At 71.7% G+C, this 16,268-nt stretch carries 18 protein-coding genes and 1 riboswitch; of the genes, 9 read left to right on the forward strand and 9 right to left on the reverse strand.

Going from position 1 to position 16,268, the window contains the following annotated elements; translation table 11 throughout:
• Window positions 1-5: 5 nt before the first annotated feature.
• Window positions 6-2,594 (reverse strand): aminopeptidase N, encoded by a 2,589-nt coding sequence (pepN, locus tag ACFSE6_RS18735; protein WP_388011048.1) that lies wholly within the window; start codon window positions 2,592-2,594, stop codon window positions 6-8.
• A 169-nt stretch (window positions 2,595-2,763) separates the two neighbouring features.
• Here pepN and ACFSE6_RS18740 point away from each other — a divergent pair, with 169 nt between their 5' ends.
• From ACFSE6_RS18740 to ACFSE6_RS18750, 3 genes are all read left to right on the forward strand, one after another.
• Window positions 2,764-2,976, forward strand: a complete 213-nt coding sequence (locus tag ACFSE6_RS18740; RefSeq protein WP_388011051.1) for a hypothetical protein — start codon at window positions 2,764-2,766, stop codon at window positions 2,974-2,976.
• A gap of 130 nt (window positions 2,977-3,106) precedes the next feature.
• Window positions 3,107-3,727: a mycothiol-dependent nitroreductase Rv2466c family protein gene (locus ACFSE6_RS18745; protein WP_388011054.1), complete on the forward strand. Its 621-nt coding sequence runs from the start codon at window positions 3,107-3,109 to the stop codon at window positions 3,725-3,727.
• A gap of 119 nt (window positions 3,728-3,846) precedes the next feature.
• Complete coding sequence (locus ACFSE6_RS18750; protein ID WP_388011057.1) at window positions 3,847-4,413, forward strand: DUF6636 domain-containing protein; 567 nt, start codon at window positions 3,847-3,849, stop codon at window positions 4,411-4,413.
• 28 nt (window positions 4,414-4,441) lie between these two features.
• On the opposite strand, the gene ACFSE6_RS18755 is transcribed toward ACFSE6_RS18750, so the two are convergent.
• Window positions 4,442-6,463 carry a M13 family metallopeptidase gene (locus tag ACFSE6_RS18755; RefSeq protein ID WP_388011060.1) on the reverse strand — a complete coding sequence of 674 codons (2,022 nt, stop codon included), beginning with the start codon at window positions 6,461-6,463 and terminating at the stop codon, window positions 4,442-4,444.
• A 129-nt stretch (window positions 6,464-6,592) separates the two neighbouring features.
• Here ACFSE6_RS18755 and ACFSE6_RS18760 point away from each other — a divergent pair, with 129 nt between their 5' ends.
• Both ACFSE6_RS18760 and ACFSE6_RS18765 read left to right on the forward strand, forming a co-directional pair.
• A complete protein-coding gene (locus ACFSE6_RS18760) occupies window positions 6,593-7,126 on the forward strand; it encodes a pyridoxamine 5'-phosphate oxidase family protein (RefSeq protein WP_388011063.1) in 534 nt (177 codons plus the stop codon).
• 322 nt (window positions 7,127-7,448) lie between these two features.
• Window positions 7,449-7,895 carry a ribose-5-phosphate isomerase gene (locus ACFSE6_RS18765; protein ID WP_388011066.1) on the forward strand — a complete coding sequence of 149 codons (447 nt, stop codon included), beginning with the start codon at window positions 7,449-7,451 and terminating at the stop codon, window positions 7,893-7,895.
• Here ACFSE6_RS18765 and ACFSE6_RS18770 read toward each other — a convergent pair.
• Together ACFSE6_RS18770 and ACFSE6_RS18775 are read right to left on the reverse strand one after the other, a co-directional pair.
• Window positions 7,892-9,247, reverse strand: a complete 1,356-nt coding sequence (locus tag ACFSE6_RS18770) for a GNAT family N-acetyltransferase (protein WP_388011069.1) — start codon at window positions 9,245-9,247, stop codon at window positions 7,892-7,894. The two genes, ACFSE6_RS18765 and ACFSE6_RS18770, sit on opposite strands and share 4 nt — an antisense overlap.
• A 91-nt stretch (window positions 9,248-9,338) precedes the next feature.
• Window positions 9,339-10,043 carry a hypothetical protein gene (locus ACFSE6_RS18775; RefSeq protein WP_388011072.1) on the reverse strand — a complete coding sequence of 235 codons (705 nt, stop codon included), beginning with the start codon at window positions 10,041-10,043 and terminating at the stop codon, window positions 9,339-9,341.
• A gap of 45 nt (window positions 10,044-10,088) precedes the next feature.
• Here ACFSE6_RS18775 and ACFSE6_RS18780 point away from each other — a divergent pair, with 45 nt between their 5' ends.
• Complete coding sequence (locus tag ACFSE6_RS18780) at window positions 10,089-10,445, forward strand: MGMT family protein (protein ID WP_388011075.1); 357 nt, start codon at window positions 10,089-10,091, stop codon at window positions 10,443-10,445.
• Window positions 10,438-11,382 carry an Fpg/Nei family DNA glycosylase gene (locus tag ACFSE6_RS18785; protein ID WP_388011078.1) on the forward strand — a complete coding sequence of 315 codons (945 nt, stop codon included), beginning with the start codon at window positions 10,438-10,440 and terminating at the stop codon, window positions 11,380-11,382. Before ACFSE6_RS18780 ends, ACFSE6_RS18785 begins: the two co-directional genes overlap by 8 nt.
• 46 nt (window positions 11,383-11,428) lie before the next feature.
• Here the strand turns inward: ACFSE6_RS18785 and epsC are convergent, their stop codons facing one another.
• The 4 genes from epsC to ACFSE6_RS18805 all read right to left on the reverse strand — a co-directional run bounded on the left by epsC (window position 11,429) and on the right by ACFSE6_RS18805 (window position 14,467).
• Window positions 11,429-12,001, reverse strand: coding sequence for a serine O-acetyltransferase EpsC (gene epsC / locus ACFSE6_RS18790; RefSeq protein WP_388011081.1), 573 nt, complete (start codon window positions 11,999-12,001; stop codon window positions 11,429-11,431).
• Entirely contained in the window at window positions 12,001-12,936 is a 936-nt protein-coding gene (gene cysK / locus ACFSE6_RS18795; RefSeq protein WP_388011084.1) for a cysteine synthase A, read from the reverse strand. Before cysK ends, epsC begins: the two co-directional genes overlap by 1 nt.
• A 128-nt stretch (window positions 12,937-13,064) precedes the next feature.
• Entirely contained in the window at window positions 13,065-14,087 is a 1,023-nt protein-coding gene (locus ACFSE6_RS18800; RefSeq protein ID WP_388011087.1) for a DUF1648 domain-containing protein, read from the reverse strand.
• Entirely contained in the window at window positions 14,084-14,467 is a 384-nt protein-coding gene (locus ACFSE6_RS18805) for a GntR family transcriptional regulator (RefSeq protein WP_388011090.1), read from the reverse strand. Before ACFSE6_RS18805 ends, ACFSE6_RS18800 begins: the two co-directional genes overlap by 4 nt.
• A gap of 99 nt (window positions 14,468-14,566) precedes the next feature.
• A riboswitch (guanidine-III (ykkC-III) riboswitch) is annotated at window positions 14,567-14,630 on the forward strand.
• A 10-nt stretch (window positions 14,631-14,640) separates the two neighbouring features.
• Here ACFSE6_RS18805 and ACFSE6_RS18810 point away from each other — a divergent pair.
• A complete protein-coding gene (locus ACFSE6_RS18810; protein ID WP_388011093.1) occupies window positions 14,641-14,955 on the forward strand; it encodes a DMT family transporter in 315 nt (104 codons plus the stop codon).
• On the opposite strand, the gene ACFSE6_RS18815 is transcribed toward ACFSE6_RS18810, so the two are convergent.
• A complete protein-coding gene (locus ACFSE6_RS18815; protein WP_388011096.1) occupies window positions 14,939-15,580 on the reverse strand; it encodes an IMPACT family protein in 642 nt (213 codons plus the stop codon). The genes ACFSE6_RS18810 and ACFSE6_RS18815 overlap by 17 nt on opposite strands.
• A gap of 160 nt (window positions 15,581-15,740) precedes the next feature.
• On the opposite strand from ACFSE6_RS18815, the gene rpmF reads away from it, so the two are divergent.
• Entirely contained in the window at window positions 15,741-15,908 is a 168-nt protein-coding gene (gene rpmF / locus ACFSE6_RS18820; RefSeq protein WP_388011099.1) for a 50S ribosomal protein L32, read from the forward strand.
• Window positions 15,909-16,268: the final 360 nt, after the last annotated feature.

Consider the following 16,268-nt stretch of genomic DNA (forward strand, 5'->3'; position numbering starts at 1 on the left):
CGAGCTCACCGGCGATCTGCCGCCTGCGCCCGCACGGCCCGCTCCGCGCCGTCGAGATTCTCCACCACGAGCCGGCGCAGCGCCGCCGGCGCCTCGGCGTGCGTCTCCAGCCACTGCCGGGTGGCGGCGACGACGTCGACACCGACCTCCTCGCTCAGCCCTGCCAGCCGGCCGGGGTACAGCCCGACGACGATGTTCTGTGCCATCTCGTTGGTGCGCTCGGCCCAGATGTCCTCGATGACGTCGAAGTAGCGCTCGACGAACGGAGCCAGGAGGCGGCGATCGTGAACGTGGGTGAAGCCGGCGATGACGTTCGACTGGACGGCGTTCGGCAGCGTGTCGCACTCGACGACGTCGGACCACGCCGTCTGCTTCTTCGCAGCCGTCGGCACCATCGCCCGCGCCCGAGCGGCCTGCTGCTGGCCCGTGGCCGTGTTGTCCCGCTCGAGCTCGGCGGCGATCTCATCCTCCCCGGCACGGCCACCGGCGACCAGGCCCTGCAGCAGGGTCCACCGCAGGTCGGTGTCGACGGCGAGGCCGGCGAGACCATGCACCTCCCCGCCGTCGCGCAGCACCCCGCTGAGCACGTCGAGGTGCTCGCCGGAACGGACGTGTGCCGCCAGCGAGCGCAGCAGCTGCAGCTGGGTGTCGGACCCGGGCGCGGCGGCACGAGCCAGCTCGAGCAGGCGGCCGGTGACCTGTGCGGCGACGTCCTCGCGTGCCTGGGGCGCGACGTAAGACTCCAGCGCGGTGGCCACCTGCCGCAGCAGAACCATGACGACCGTCGAGTCCGACTCGGTGGCGACCGCGCGCAGCGCCAGGTCCAGGAACTGGCGGGCCGACCATTCGCCGTCGCGCGTCATGTCCCAGGCGGCGGTGAGCACCAGCGAACGGGGCAGTGAGTCGGCGAAACCGCCGAGGTGGTTCGTCGCGGTCGCGAGCGAGGTCTCGTCGAGCCGGATCTTGGCGTAGGCGAGGTCCTCGTCGTTGACCAGCACGAGGTCCGGCCTGCGGATGCCGACGAACTCGGCGACCTCCGTGCGCTCGCCACGGACGTCCAGCTCGGCGCGCACCGTCCGCTCGAGCCGGGCACTCTCGCCGTCCTGCTCCGCGTCGCCGACGATGTCGTAGCCCGAGACGACGAGCCGGTGCGGCCGCAGCGTCGGATGCTCGGCCGGTGCCTCCTGCCGGATCGCGAAGTCGGCGATCGTGCCGTCCTCGGCGAGGGTGATCTCCGGGCGCAGCAGCGTGACGCCCGCCTGCTCCAGCCAGAGCGCGGACCAGGCGGTGAGGTCGCGCCCGGAGGTGGCCTCGAGCTCGACGAGCAGGTCGCGAAGCTCGGTGTTGCGGTAGGCGTGCTTGGCGAAGTAACGCTGCACGCCCGTGAGGAACTCGTCCCGACCGACCCACGCGACGAGCTGCTTGAGCACCGAGGCCCCCTTGGCGTAGGTGATGCCGTCGAAGTTGACCTCGACGTCCTCGAGGTCGTCGATGGGCGCGACCACCGGGTGCGTGGAGGGGAGTTGATCCTGGTTGTAGGCCCAGGTCTTCTCCAGGGAGGAGAAGGTGGTCCAGGCGCTGCGCCACCGCGTGGCCTCGGCGGTGGCCAGGTGCGAGGCGTACTCGGCGAACGACTCGTTGAGCCACAGGTCGTTCCACCACCGCATGGTGACGAGGTCGCCGAACCACATGTGCGCGAGCTCGTGCAGGATCGTCACCGCGCGCCGCTCCACCGTGGCCTGGGGGACCTTCGAGCGGAAGACGTAGTTCTCCAGGAACGTCACGGCTCCCGCGTTCTCCATCGCCCCGGCGTTGAACTCGGGGACGAAGAGCTGGTCGTACTTGGTGAACGGGTACGGCCGGTCGAACGCCTCCTCGTAGAAGGCGAACCCGGCGCGGGTGATCGCCATGATCTCCTCGGCGTCGAGATACTCGGCGAGGGAGGCGCGGCAGTACACCCCGAGCGGGATGGTGCGGCCATCGCGCGAGGTGAGTTCGCCGTGGACCCCGTGATACGGGCCGGCCACGATGGCCGTCAGGTAGGAGGAGATGATCTCGGTCGGGGCGAACCGCCAGGTGGTCGCGCCGTCGGCGGTCGTCGTCTCGGCGACGGGGGAGTTGGACACCACCGTCCAGTGCTCCGGCGCGGTCACGGTGAAGGTGTAGGAGGCCTTGAGGTCGGGCTGCTCGAAGACGGCGAAGACGCGGCGGGAGTCGGCGACCTCGAACTGAGAGTAGAGGTAGACCTCACCGTCGACCGGGTCGACGAACCGGTGCAGCCCCTCGCCGGTGTTCATGAACCGGCACGTCGCCTCGACGACCAGCTCGTTGTCGGCCGCGAGCCCGTCGAGACCGATCCGCGCGCCGTCGAACGCCGACGTCGGGACCTGTGCGCCGTTGAGCGTGATGCGGTGGACCGACTCGGCGAGGAGGTCGACGAATGTCGTGGCCCCTTCGGTGGCGGCGAATCGGATGGTCGTGGTGGAGCCGAAGGTCGTCTCGCCCCGGAGGTCGAGGACGACGTCGTACGTGGACGTCGTGACGACGGCGGCGCGGTCGGCCGCCTCGCGGCGGGTGAGATTCTCTCCGGGCATGACTCTCCTCGAACGACGGGGACACGGTCCGCCGGGGCGCACAGACCGCTGCCGCCGATAGTGCCACTCCGGGCGCGCCACCGACGAACGCAATGAACCAGGTTGCGGGCCGGCCCGTCCGGCGAAAGCCTGACAGCGAGCGAACGTCCGTACGTCAGGAGGTACCGGCATGAGCGAGACGCCCAGCGCGAGCGAGAAGGCGGCCGAGGCGAAGGATCTCGCCGAGGACGCGGCCGAGACCGTCGAGCACGTCCGACCCGACGACGACGAGCTCGCCGGTGCGGACGTGGAGCAGAACGACCCCGGCGAGCGGACCGACGTCGAGCGTGCCGATGGCGAGGAGGGCGAGGAGCTCACCGATCCCGGCGCCCCGATGGCCTGAGTCCGGCATCGGCGCGGCGGGCACCCTGGCCAGACGCCAGACCGGCGTCCGACCGGCGGCGGCTCCGCCGTGACCAGGCCGGACGCTCGAGGTCTCACGCCGTCGCCGCTCATCGGGTTTTAATGGCGGGATGAGTGAGACAACGACCGCTCGCACCGCCGTGGACTTCTGGTTCGACCCCGTCTGCCCGTGGGCGTGGATGACCTCGCGCTGGATGACCGAGGTCGAGAAGATCCGCGACGTCGAGGTGACCTGGCACATCATGAGCCTGTCCGTTCTCAACGAGGGCCGGGATCTGCCTGCCGACTACGCGGAGCTCATGGAGCGCGCCTGGCGCCCGGCGCGCGTGGTCAACGCCGCGCGCGTGAACCACGGCCAGGAGGTCGTCAAGCCGTTGTACGACGCGCTCGGTACGCGCATCCATCCGGGCGGCAACAAGGACTACCGGGCGGTGGTCGACGAGGCACTGGCTGAGGTCGGTCTCCCGGCCGAGCTGGCCCGCCTGGGCGAGTCCGACGAGCTCGACGACTCGCTGCGCGCCTCGCACCGACGCGGCATCGAGCTCGTCGGGGAGGACGTCGGCACCCCGGTCGTCTCGATCGAGGGGGTGGCCTTCTTCGGCCCCGTCGTCACGCCGGCGCCGAAGGGGGAGGCGGCGGGCCGGCTGTTCGACGGTGCGCTCGCGGTCGCCTCGACCCCGGGCTTCTACGAGATGAAGCGCACCCGCACGCAGGGCCCCGTCTTCGACTGAGGCCACGGGGCGCCGTCCCGCACGTGAGCAGCGCCACCGGCGGCCCAGCACGCCGTCGTCGTACGGTGAGTGGCGCCCGAAACAGTGGCGCGGACGAGTGAGAAGCACAAGGAGCATCCATGGCCCAGGCGCGCCGGCTCGGCCGCGGTGAGATCGCGGTCGTCGTGATCTCGGTGCTGCTGATCGTCGTGTTCCTGGTCATGGCGGCCCTGCGGTACACCGCCGACGCGCGCAGCGACGACGACGCCGGCTCCTCGCCCACGCCCGCGCCCACCGGGCAGAGCCCGGAGGACGAGACGGCGGGCGAGGCGGAGACGGTGGACAGCAGCGAGCTGTCCTGGGACTTCGTCAGCCCCAGTGGCAACATCGGCTGCAGCGTCGACGACGAGCGTGCGCTCTGCGGGATCGCGACCATGCAGTACCAGGACGCCGTCCCGGCCGCCGAGCAGGAGGCATGCGACGGGCTCGTCGGCCACCTCGTCGAGGTCACCGCCGACGGCGCCACACTGGTCTGCGACGCCTCGGGGGAGGCTCCGGTCATCGAGGGCGAGGAGGTCCTCGACTACGGCACCGACATCACGGTCGACGGGTTCACCTGCTTCTCGGACGAGACCGGCATGTCCTGCCGGCATCTCGCCAGCGGCTACTCATTCTCGGTAGCGCGGGCCGGCTACGAGCTGTTCTGACCGACCGGGCCCGGAGCCGGCCCGCGAGTCACCAGATCCGCACGCGGTCGCCGGGCGGGAGGTAGAGCGCGTCGCCCTCGCGCACGTCGAACGCCTCGTGGAAGGCGTCCATGTTGCGGACGACGCCGTTGCAGCGGAACTCCGCCGGCGAGTGCGGGTCGATCGTGAGCAGCCGGATGGCGTCCGCGTCCCGTGCCTTCTGCCGCCAGATGCGTCCCCAGGAGAAGAACACGCGCTGCAACCCGGTCAGCCCGTCGATCTCCGGCGCCGCGTCCAGCCCACCCTGGTCCCGCAGGGCGATGTCGTAAGCCTTGATCGCGATCGACAGTCCGCCGAGGTCACCGATGTTCTCGCCGACCGTCAGGGCGCCGTTGACGCGGTGACTCTCCTCGAGCTGCGCGGGGGAGTAGGCCGAGTACTGCTCGATGAGTGCCTTCGTGCGGCGCTCGAACTCGGCGCGGTCCTCCGCGGTCCACCAGTCCGCCATGCGGCCCGTGCCGTCGTACTTCGAGCCCTGGTCATCGAACCCGTGGCCGATCTCGTGCCCGATGACGGCGCCGATCCCGCCGTAGTTCCACGCGTCGTCGGCGTCGGGATCGAAGAACGGTGGCTGCAGGATCGCGGCCGGGAAGACGATCTCGTTCCACGTCGGGTTGTAGTAGGCATTGACCGTCTGGGGCGGCATGTACCACTCGGAGCGGTCCATCGGCCTGCCGAGCTTGGCGAGGTCGCGCCGCTCCTCGAACAGGCTGGCCGCCCGCACGTTCCCCAGCAGGTCCGCCTCGTCGATCTCCAGGTCGGAGTAGTCGCGCCAGACGTCGGGGTAGCCGATCTTCGGGGTGAACGCCTCGAGCTTGTCCAGCGCCCGCCGCTTGGTCTCCTCGCCCATCCAGTCCAGGGACGAGATGGACTCGCGGTAGGCCGCCACGAGGTTGTCGACCAGCCGTTGCATCGCGGCCTTGTGCTCCGGAGGGAAGTGGCGCGCCACGTACAGCTTGCCGACCGCCTCGCCCATGGCGTGCTCGACGAGCTGGACGCCGCGCTTCCACCGCTCACGCAGCTCCTCGGCCCCGGTGAGCGTACGGCCGTAGAAGTCGAAGTTCTCGTCCACGAACGCCGAGGGCAGGTAGGGCGCGCGGGCGTGGACGACCTGCCAGGTCAGCCACATCCGCAGCGAGTCCGTGTCGAGCTCGGACCACGCCTGGGCGAAGGCCGTCAGGTAGGACGGCATGGCGACGATGACCTGGTCGAACGCCCCGGACGGCACGCCGAGCGACTCGCGCCACAGGTCCCAGTCGAAGCCGGGGGCGGAGGCGACCACCTCGTCCCACGTCATCGGGTTGTTGATCTGGTCGGCCTCGCGGGCACGGACCTTGTCCCAGTGGCCCGCGGCGAGCGTGGTCTCGACCTTCATGACGCGTTCGGCGGCCCCCATCGCCTCGTCCTCGGTGACGAGCCCGCTCAGCGCGAGCATGGCGGCGACGTGCCCGACGTACTCGGTGCGGGTCCGCGCGTGGGTCTCCTCGCGGTAGTACGACTCGTCCGGTAGGCCGAGGCCCGACTGGAAGAGGAAGACCGCGTAGCGGTCGGTGTCGTTGAAGTCGGTGTCGACGAAGTAGGCGACGCCGCCCGTGATGCCGGTGGGTTGCAGCGCCCCCATCGCCCGGGTGAGCGCAGGCTTGTCCAACGCGGCCGTGAGGAGGTCGAGGTCCGTGCGCAGCGGGGCCGTCCCCAGCGTCTCGATCCGTTCGGTGGCCATGAACGAGGAGTACAGGTCACCGATCTTCTGGGCCTCGGTGACCTTCGCCTCGCCGCCGGCGACGGATTCCGGGTCCCGAGCCGCCTGCTCGACGATCTCGCGGACCCGCTCCTCGCTGAGATCCCGCAGCAGATAGAAGGAGCCGTCGCGGGACCGGTCGGCGGGGATCTCGTGCCGTTGGATCCAGGTGCCGTTCACGTGGCGGTAGAGGTCGTCCTGGACGCGGACGGAGGTGTCCATGGCCTCGGCGTCGGTCATCTTCGCCGTCTGTGGCACGTTCGTCGTCGTCATTCCTCGAGCCTATGCCGAAACCGAGGCCCGCCCGCACCGAGCGAACTGATTGCAATTCACTATCACTCGGCGCTAGCCTTCACAACGTGCTGTACGACCGGACCGTGCTGCTCGACGGGGAGCGGCCGCATGACTGAGCAGGAGCCGAGACCCGAGCCGCTGTCGAGCCCGCCCGGCACCCCACTGACCGGCCTGACATGGACGGACGCATGCACGCGGGTGGCCGGTGCGGAGGACTTCCTGCTCGCCACCACCGACCCGGACGGGCGGCCGCACGTGGTACCGGTGCTGGGTGTCTGGCTCGAGGGACGAGCTTTCTTCGTCACGTCCAGGCAGGCCCGCAAGGCCCGCAACCTGGCGCGGAACGACGGTTGCGCGTTCACGGTCCCCGGCCCCGACGTCGACCTGGTCCTCGAGGGCGTCGCCCACCGGGTCGGGGACCCGGAGCGGCTGCAGCAGGTCGCGGACCGCTATCCGGCCAAGTACCCGTGGTGGCACCCGTTCGTCAGGGATGGCGAGTTCTATGACCCGGCCGACACCGCCCTCGATGACCCTCGGTACGTCTACGCGATCGAGCCGGCGCGGGTGTTCGCTTTCGGCAAGGAGAAAGGGTTCAGCGCCACCTGCTGGCGCTTCACGGATCGAGCGCGAGGACGTGCATAGTCATGACGACCATGACCGAGGACGAGTAGCGATCCTTCGTCAGCGCGGGGGCGAAGCTCGCCCACGTCGCGGTGTGCGTCAGCGACGAAAGGCAGCCATACAGTTTCGAGACCATCGAGGGACGGGCACGAACCTCCGCGGACCCGGAGGCGACCACCCACGTCGCCGCGGGGATCGCCGCCCGCTACTACCCCTCGCAACCTCCGGAGGCGTTTGCCGAGTCATGTGTCGAGGCGGGCTTCACCTCGGTCCGCATCGACATCGCCCGATCAGGCCTCGGCTGACACGGCCCGCACCCGCGCCGACAGGGCAGACTGGGAGCATGCGCATCCACATCGCCGCGGACCACGCCGGCTTCGATCTCAAGACTGCCCTCGTGAGCCACCTGCGTGAGAGCGGGCACGACGTCGTCGACCACGGCGCCGACACCTACGACGCCGAGGACGATTACCCCGGCGTCTGCATCGCGGCCGCCGAGGCCGTCGTCGCCGACGCGGGCTCGCTCGGCATCGTCATCGGCGGGTCCGGCAACGGCGAGCAGATCGCCGCCAACAAGGTTCGCGGCGTGCGCGCGGCGCTGGCCTGGAACCGGGAGACCGCGACGCTGGCCCGCCAGCACAACGACGCCAACGTGGTGGCCATCGGCGCCCGCCAGCACACCACCGAGGAGGCGATCGCCCTGGTCGAGGCCTTCCTGGGCGAGGCGTTCTCCGGCGACGAGCGTCACCAGCGCCGGATCGATCAGGTCGCCGAGTACGAGATGCGCTAGAAGCCCCAGCTCATCGCCGGCGCCACCGGCCAGCCCATCGCCGTCGACGTCGGGCCGAGGTGCCCCGGCAGGAGCTCGCGCACCCGCCCGGCGCCCGCGAGCGCCGCCAGCGAGGTCCCGCCGAGGTAGGCCGAGGCGAGGTCGGCGACGTCGAGCGCGAGGTGGGCGGGCTCGTCCGTCCGCGCCACCTCCGCGTCCGAGGCGTCACCACGCAGGTGCCACCGGCCGGCGTTGGCGGGCACCAGGGTGTCGCTGACCTCCAGGACGACGTCGACGGGTGCCGCGTAGCGGCGGGCCGCGAGGGCGGCCGGCACGTCCAGCAGCCGAAGCCAGATGCTGTCGTGCAGGCGCAGGTCGGCGCTGCGCAGATCGGCGAGGAGGTGGACCAGCGGGTCGTCGACCGGCAGGCCGCCGGTCTCCACGGAGGCCATGAGGTCGATGTCCGCCAGCGTCGTCCACAGCGCCCGCGCCGCCGCGGCGTCGAGCGTGACCGCCTCGCGCACCCGCACGACACCCGCCGGCACCCCATTGTCCTGCCACCGGCCCTCGCGGCGGAAGGTCGCATAACCTCGCGGCTCGCCGTCGGGCGTACGGACGACGGCGATGCGGAGCCGCTCGTGGCCGCGGCGGGCGCTCGGCGGGTCGACCACGTTTGCGGCGCGGATCGCCTCGGTGTCCCGGGTGATCCAGCCAGGGCGCTCTACGGCTGCGTGTACCCGCTCGATCTCGGGCAGGTGGCGCAACGGGTCGAGGGTGTCGAGCTCGACGATCAGGTCGGCGTCGTCGGCGTCGTCGGTGCGGTCGGCGACGTCGCGCAGCGCTGCCCGGCGCGCGAGGCGCAGGGTGGCCTCCTGGGTGGCCACGCCGTACCCGTAGCGGCCGTAGATGCCGGTCTCGGCGGCGTGCAACGCGGATAGCACCTCGCCCCGGGCGAGCGAACGGGCGAGGTGTGTGGTGATCATGGTGCGGGCGATGCCCCGGCGGCGGTGTCCAGGGTGGACGACCACCGAGGCGAGCCCCGCCGCGGGCAGTCGTGTGCCACCCGGCACCGGCAGCCGGAACGCGTGCGAGGAGTGGACGGCGGCGAGTCGGGGCCTGTCAGTGTCGCGCTCGTCCCACACGCCCACGGTGCGGCCCGGCTCGTGCGTCCAGATGTCGTGGTCGGCATCCTCGGGGACCGGTTCGAACACGAATCCCCAGGTACGCAGCTCCAGCACCGCGGCGCGGTCGCCGGTGTCGTCCAGCTCCGCGATCCGGTAGCCGGGCGGCGGGGACGGAACGGTGACCGCGGGTGGGCCGTCGTCGCGGCGGGTCTCGTCGGGGTGGGCGTCCTGGCGAGCTGCGGTCGTCATGGCGCCAGCCTGGCAGGCATGAGCCACGGCGACGAGCGCATATCCCGATCGACGAATCGGACGTGTCAGTCGAACGTGCCAGCCGATCGGTTCAGCGCCGCCGGTTGCCCGCCCACGCCGCAAGCAGCACCGCCAGCGGCACGAGCACGACGATAGCCACCGGCAGCACGGCGAGCAGTGCCGTCGCGGCGGCGACGAGCCCGGCCTGGACCAGCCATCGGGTGAGTTCTGTGTGGTCGGTCTGTCCCCGGCGTGCCACCGCTCGGGCGCGGGCCTGCTCGCCTGCCTCACCCGGGGTGAGCAGCAGAGCGCGCCAGGTGCGTGCCTGGACCGCCGAGGCGGCGGCACCGGCGGCCAGCCAGGTCGCGCCGGTGACCGCGACGGCCCCCCACCCGTCGGCGACCAGGACGACGGCGAGCGGGACCAGCGGCGTCAGACCCGCGGCGGTCAGGGCGCCGGCGACGAGCCCACGTGTCCGTCCGGTGCGCGTCGTGACGATCAACGCGACGCCGGTCACCAGCAGCCACCCGAGCGCCGTCGTGCCGAGCGCGGCGAAGGCGACGGAGACGCCCTCGAGGGCCACGGCGGCGGCCGTCGCGGCCACGAGGGTTGCGCCACCGGCCACGCCCATGACGACCGCGCGACGCCGGGCGCCATCGCGGGAGTTCTCGATGATCGCCCGGACGTCGAGGTGCTCGTGTGGGATCGACTCGTCACAGTGCTCGCAGAAGGCGCCGTGACCCAGATGGTCCGTGGCCTGCCCGTGAGATGGGACAGGGGTGGGGGCATTCGTCATCGCCTGAGATCATAGGCGGGTGAACGGGCAGCACGAGGTCGACCGGTGAGCAGCGAGCGGACGGAGCTCGCAGAGCTGGTGCTGGACGTCGCCGACCAGGTGCCACCCGGCCGGGTGACCACCTACGGCCTCGTCGCCGAGGCGGTCCGGGGTGCCACCGGGCACGGCCACCCCCGGCACGTCGGCACGGTCATGGCCAGCTACGGCGGCGAGGTCCCCTGGTGGCGGGTGGTGCGCGCCGACGGCACGCTGCCCCGCCAGCTGCGCGAGCGTGCCCTGGAGCGTTACCTCGCCGAGGGCACGCCGTTGACTCCGCTCGTGCCGGTGCGGGTCGACCTCGAGCGCGCGGTCTGGGACGCCCCCACCGAGTGGCGGCTACCGCTGGCGGACCCCCGTGCCTGAAGGTCACTCGATCCACCGCCTCGCCCACGCCTTCGCCGAGCTCTTCGGCGGGCAGGCGCTCGCGGTGAGCTCCCCGCAGGGCCGGTTCGCCGACGGTGCCGCGTTGCTCGACGGACACCGTCTGCTCCGGACCGATGCCCACGGCAAGCACCTCTTCCTCGGCTTCGCCGCCGGGAGAGTCGGCGAGGGCCCCGCCGACGCCGATCTGCGATGGCTGCGGGTGCACCTGGGGCTGTACGGCTCGTGGACCTTCGCCGGTGACTCGACCTTCTCCGGTCCGCACGCCATCGGCGCGCCGCGGCGCCGGGTCGGGGAGGAGGAGCAGGCCGTGGCCGGCATCGACGCCGCTGCGCCGGGTGAGTGGACGCCGCCGGCGCCCCGCGGCGCCGTCCGTGTCCGTCTGCTCGGTACGCACGGCGTCGCCGACCTCACCGGGGCCGCCGCGTGCGAGGTGGTCACGCCGGCGGAGAAGGCGGCCGTACAGGGCCGGCTCGGACCCGACCCGATCCGTGCCGACGGGGACGGCGAGGAGTTCGTCCGCCGGGCCGGCGGACGGCGACGCGCGATCGGCGAGCTGCTCATGGACCAGGAGGTGATCTCCGGCGTCGGCAACATCTACCGGTCCGAGTCCCTCCACCGCGCACGCCTGCACCCGCGGCGCCTCGGCCGCGACGTACCGCTGGCCCGTCTGCGTGCCCTGTGGGGCGACCTGGCCACCCTCATGGCCGACGGCGTCGCGACCGGCCGCATCGTCACGGTCGACGCGGAGCACGCCCTCGACGACGCCGCCGACCCGGAGGCGGCGCGGTGGTATGTCTACCACCGGACGGGGCGCCCCTGCCTGGTGTGCGGCACCCGGGTGAGTGAGACCGACATGCAAGGGCGGCGGGTGTTCTGGTGCTCCCGCTGTCAGCGGGCGCCGCGGCGTCGCACCTGAGCGCGCCGTCGCTGCCGACCGGCGGGGTCGTGCCGGCCGTGCCCTCTCAGATGTGCACGGCCGGGTCGATCCACTGCTCTCGCTTGACGGCTGAGACGGCCCGCGGCTTGGCCGGCACCCCGACGGCGACCTCGCCGTCCGGCACGTCCTTGACGACGACGGCGTTCGCCCCGACCTTGACGTCCGAACCGACCCGCACCGGCCCGAGCACCTTGGCTCCGGCACCGATGACCACCCGGTCGCCCACCGTCGGGTGCCGCTTGCCCTTGCTCATCGACACCCCGCCCAGCGTGGTGCCGTGAAACAGCACGACATCCTCGCCGACCTCGGCCGTCTCGCCGATGACGACGCCCATGCCGTGGTCGATGAACAGCCGCCGGCCGAGTTGGGCGCCGGGATGGATCTCGATCCCGGTCAGCGCCCGCACCGCCTGGGAGAGCAGGCGGGCGGGCAGCTTGAGCAGCGGGTTCGAGGTCCACATGCGGTGGGTGATCCGGTGCGCCCACACGGCATGGACGCCGGGGTAGGCCAGGGCGATCTCGAGCAGGCCGCGGGCCGCCGGGTCGCGGCGCTGCGCCGTGCGCAGGTCCTCGACCAGGAGGCGGCGCAGCGGGGTCATCAGTCGACCAGGCCCTCGAACAGCGGGGTCGAGAGGTAACGCTCACCGAAGGAGGGGATGATGACCACGATCGTCTTGCCGGCGTTCTCCTCGCGCTGGGCGACCGTCACCGCGGCGGCCAGCGCGGCACCGGAGGACAGACCCACGAGCAGGCCCTCCTCCTGGGCGGCGCGGCGCGCCCACTGCACGGCGGTCTCCGCGTCGACGTCCAGGACCTCGTCGTAGATCGAGGTGTCCAGAATCTCCGGGACGAAGTTGGCCCCGATGCCCTGGATCTTGTGCGGGCCGGGCTGACCGCCGTTGAGGATGGGGGACTCGGCGGGCTCGACGGCGTACATCTTCACCTCGGGGTTGCGCTCCTTGAGCACCTGCCCGACGCCGGTGATCGTGCCGCCGGTGCCGATACCGGAGACGACGGCGTCGACGGCACCGTCGGTGTCGTTCCAGATCTCCTCGGCGGTGGTCTGCCGGTGGATGGCGGGGTTCGCCTCGTTGGCGAACTGGCGGGCCAGGACGGCGCCGTCCCGCTCGGCCGCGATCTCCTCGGCCTTCTCCACCGCGCCCTTCATGCCGAGCGCCGGGTCGGTCAGCACCAGCTCGGCGCCGTAGGCGCGCAGCAGGGCGCGCCGCTCCTTGGACATGGACGACGGCATGGTCAGCACCACGTGGTAGCCGCGGGCCGCGCCGACCATCGCCAAGGCGATGCCGGTGTTGCCGGAGGTCCCTTCGACGATCGTGCCGCCCGCCGGCAGCTCTCCGGAGGCCTCGGCGGCGTCGACGATCGAGACCCCGATCCGGTCTTTGACCGAGCTCGCCGGGTTGTAGAACTCCAGCTTGGCGAGCACGGTCGCGCCGGCACCGTCGGTGATCTTGTTGAGCCGCACCAGGGGAGTGCGGCCGATGAGCTGGGTGACGTCGTCGTAGATGGCGGGCATGAGTCCTCTTCCTCGGTGACCTGCGGCAAAATTTCTTGAAGCCTCAACAAACAGGCCAACTCTATCGCGCGCGCCCGCTACGGCGCATCGGGGGACCGCGAGCTGGTCGTCAGGTGGACAGGCGAACGTCAGCCGTCCGCGCCCTCCGTCGAGCCGCCGGTGGACCGGTGGCGGGCACGCTGGGCGACGGCGTTGAGGAGGGCGGCACCGGTGCCCGCGTCGTCGACGGTGACGACGAGCCGGCGACCGCCCGAGCGTTCGACGTCGATCGCCTCCCCGCCGCGGACGACGACGCCGACCGTGCCGTCCAGGTTCGCCGAGGCGCGCAGGCCCCAGCCGCCGAACTCGCCCAGCGGGCTGACCGTCCGCACCGTGGCGCCGACGACCTCGCCGGCCGGGACGTGCTGACGCGGCCAGCCGAAGGCCCCGCGGACAGTCAGGCCGTGGGTATCGACGCGTACGTCCCAGACCAGCATCGTCAGCACGAACGGTAGTGGGAGAACCATCAGCACCGCGACGTACCAACTGTCCGTGATCGCGGCTAGCCACAATGCGAACGCGATGTAGAGCGCGGCGCCGGAACCACCCCAGCGCATGAGGGCGCGAGACGGGCCCACGCGGCGCATCCAGGTCACGCGTTCGTCCACGGTCAGCGCGAGTTGCTCGCCGTGAACCGGCCCGAGTGCCGCCTGCGCCGGGTCACGGCCCGCCGCCGTCCCGGCCACCACCGCGACGACGACGGCGACCGCGGCGGTCAGGGCGAGCCAGGCGTCCGGGCTCGGCAGGCTCGCACCGACGGCGACCGTCCGGTCGAGCTGGATGCCGAGGAGGCTGAGCGTCAGGCCGGCGAAGAACACCGCGAGGCCGCTCGCCAGCGCCAGCACGAGTCGGCGGATGAACGAGGTCCGGCCCACGGTGAGGGCGAGCGTGCCGAGCGCGACGATGGTGACGCCGCTCATCACCGCCATCGGCGTCAGGAGACCCGAGGGTGGGCCGACGCGGTCGATACCGTCCGGGCCCCAGTGCAGGGCGATCTGCGCCGGGAGCCGGTCCAGCCACGTCAGCGCCACCGTCCACGCGGCCACGGTGACCAGGACCGGGATCGCGACGCCGAACAGCACGGCCCGGCCACGGTGCGGCAATGCGTTCATCGGTTCTCCTCGATGCTCCGGGGCGAGGTCGGCACGGGACGCTCGAGCATGGCCGCCACGGCGGGAAGGGGGAGGTCGAGTCGGTCCGCCTCGCGCCGGATCTCGTCCAGGGCGTGGCCGAGCCGTTCGTAGCGCTCGGCGGCGTGCGCGGTCACGACCGCACCGCGTCCGCGCCGGAGTTCGAGCAAGCCTTCGTCCCGCAGCAGCTGGTACCCGCGCAGGACGGTGTGCTGGTTGACGTCGAGTGACGTCGCGAGCTCCCGGGCCGAGGGCAGGCGGTCGCCGTCGCGGAGGTCGCCGGCGATCACCGCCAGCCGGACCTGGGTGGCGAGTTGGTCGAACAGCGGCCGCGACGACGTCGGGTCGAGGCGCAGCAGCACGAGAGGACTCTACTTGTTCTACCTGAAGTAGAGCAATAGGCTGGTCGATCTGACCGAAGCCGTTCCGGCCGGCGAGTCTGTGGCTCGACTAGTCTGCCGGCAGGGCCCGCGCGGGTCCCCGGACGAGGTGCGCCGTACCCGGAGTGCGACAAGACGGCGCGAAAGGTTCCGTCATGTCATGGGTCGTACTCGTCATCTCCGGTGTGCTGGAAGCGGTCTGGGCCACGGCGCTCGGACGGTCCGAGGGCTTCAGCCGTCTCGTGCCGACCGTCGTCTTCGCCGTCGCACTGCTGGCCAGCATGAGTGGGCTCGCATACGCCATGCGCGAGCTGCCGACCGGCACGTGCTACGCCGTCTGGGTCGGGATCGGCGCCGCGCTGACCGTCGCCTACGCGATGGCGACGGGTGAGGAGCCGGCCTCGATCCTCAAGGTCGTGCTGCTGCTGGGCATCGTCGGCTGCGTCGTCGGCCTCAAGATCCTGCACTGATCTCGACGACGCGCTCACCGGCCGGACGCAGCTCGCCGCCGCCGGAGGTCAGTGCCTGCACCGCCGCGTACAGGCCCGCGACGTCGTCGGTCAGCAGCGTCAACTGCGTACCGGTCCCGGTGTACTCCACGTCCGCCACCTCGACGCCCCGCGCGCGCAGTTCCGCCTCCACGCGTGCCGCCTCGGCGTGCGACAGCTCCAAGCTCCGGGCGCTGAGCCGCACCGCGCGCACGGTCGGTGTGCGCTCGAGCGCGGCCCGCACCGCGTCCGAGTAGGCGCGTACCAGTCCGCCGGTGCCGAGTTTCGTCCCGCCGAAGTACCGCACGACAACGGCGACGACGTCGCAGAGCCCAGAGGCTCGCAGCACATCGAGCATCGGCATGCCGGCGGTGCCCGGCGGCTCGCCGTCGTCGGCCGAGCGCATCACGGGGTTCGCCCCGGTGGTGCTCACGACGAAGGCCGAGCAGTGGTGCCGGGCATCCGGGAACTCACGGCGCGCGCCCGCGACGAACTCCCGAGCCTGCTCCTCGTCCGCGGCACGGGCGAGGAGCGCGATGAACCGCGAGCGCCTGACCACGATCTCGGTGCGTGTCACGACGCCCGCAGCGGGCTTGATGTCACTCACCGTGGCTCCGTGCACTCACCCGGCCAGTATCGCGGGGAAGATCACACCTCACGTACACTGCACAGGTTGGCCAGCCGCCTGCCCCACGTGGGACAGTAGTCGCTGGCAGTCGACCCGCTCGGGGTCGGCACATGGATTCGAGGAAGGAGCGGCAGAGGGCATGGCAGTTCCCAAGCGCAAGATGTCCCGCAGCAACACCCGCTCTCGCCGGTCCCAGTGGAAGGCCGAGCTCCCCACGCTCGTCACCGTCCGCGTGCAGGGCCGCGAGGTGAAGGTGCCGCGGCGGCTCGCCAAGGCTTACCAGAAGGGCCTCATCTACGCCGACTGAGGTCGGCCCGACGGTCCGTCACGACGGCCTCTCGCCCTTGTCGGCGAGGGGCCGCTTCGTGTCTGGGCCTGCACCGTGTCCGGCCCTGGCCAGTACTGGACCGGAACGGCATCCGGGCCCTGATCCGATCACGGGCGGCGACAGCCCGGTCCGGCCTCCCGCACGGGCGCGGCACGACGACGGCCCCTCGCCCGGGAGGGGAGGGGCCGTTCGGAGCGGGTGACGGTGTCCGGGCTCAGGACATCGGAATAGGGGTGTCTCGCGTCATCGGCATAGCCGGGCCAGTGATGGTCGGGCATGTCGAAACGACGACTGGTCATCGAAGCTGTTGTTGCCGGTGCCTCGCAGTCCCAGGTCGCC

Source organism: Georgenia deserti (genome assembly GCF_042680605.1).
Taxonomy (GTDB): domain Bacteria; phylum Actinomycetota; class Actinomycetes; order Actinomycetales; family Actinomycetaceae; genus Allobogoriella; species Allobogoriella deserti.

What these genes read in the sequence shown, in the direction of transcription:
- ACFSE6_RS18775 (WP_388011072.1), bottom strand. Translation starts at nt 10,043, where the DNA reads ATGACGAATGCCCCCACCCCTGTCCCATCTCACGGGCAGGCCACGGAC.
- ACFSE6_RS18810 (WP_388011093.1), top strand. Translation starts at nt 14,641, where the DNA reads ATGTCATGGGTCGTACTCGTCATCTCCGGTGTGCTGGAAGCGGTCTGG.
- ACFSE6_RS18745 (WP_388011054.1), top strand. Translation starts at nt 3,107, where the DNA reads ATGAGTGAGACAACGACCGCTCGCACCGCCGTGGACTTCTGGTTCGAC.
- ACFSE6_RS18750 (WP_388011057.1), top strand. Translation starts at nt 3,847, where the DNA reads ATGGCCCAGGCGCGCCGGCTCGGCCGCGGTGAGATCGCGGTCGTCGTG.
- rpmF (WP_388011099.1), top strand. Translation starts at nt 15,741, where the DNA reads ATGGCAGTTCCCAAGCGCAAGATGTCCCGCAGCAACACCCGCTCTCGC.
- ACFSE6_RS18800 (WP_388011087.1), bottom strand. Translation starts at nt 14,087, where the DNA reads ATGAACGCATTGCCGCACCGTGGCCGGGCCGTGCTGTTCGGCGTCGCG.
- pepN (WP_388011048.1), bottom strand. Translation starts at nt 2,594, where the DNA reads ATGCCCGGAGAGAATCTCACCCGCCGCGAGGCGGCCGACCGCGCCGCC.
- ACFSE6_RS18765 (WP_388011066.1), top strand. Translation starts at nt 7,449, where the DNA reads ATGCGCATCCACATCGCCGCGGACCACGCCGGCTTCGATCTCAAGACT.
- ACFSE6_RS18760 (WP_388011063.1), top strand. Translation starts at nt 6,593, where the DNA reads ATGACTGAGCAGGAGCCGAGACCCGAGCCGCTGTCGAGCCCGCCCGGC.
- epsC (WP_388011081.1), bottom strand. Translation starts at nt 12,001, where the DNA reads ATGACCCCGCTGCGCCGCCTCCTGGTCGAGGACCTGCGCACGGCGCAG.
- cysK (WP_388011084.1), bottom strand. Translation starts at nt 12,936, where the DNA reads ATGCCCGCCATCTACGACGACGTCACCCAGCTCATCGGCCGCACTCCC.
- ACFSE6_RS18770 (WP_388011069.1), bottom strand. Translation starts at nt 9,247, where the DNA reads ATGACGACCGCAGCTCGCCAGGACGCCCACCCCGACGAGACCCGCCGC.
- ACFSE6_RS18755 (WP_388011060.1), bottom strand. Translation starts at nt 6,463, where the DNA reads ATGACGACGACGAACGTGCCACAGACGGCGAAGATGACCGACGCCGAG.
- ACFSE6_RS18740 (WP_388011051.1), top strand. Translation starts at nt 2,764, where the DNA reads ATGAGCGAGACGCCCAGCGCGAGCGAGAAGGCGGCCGAGGCGAAGGAT.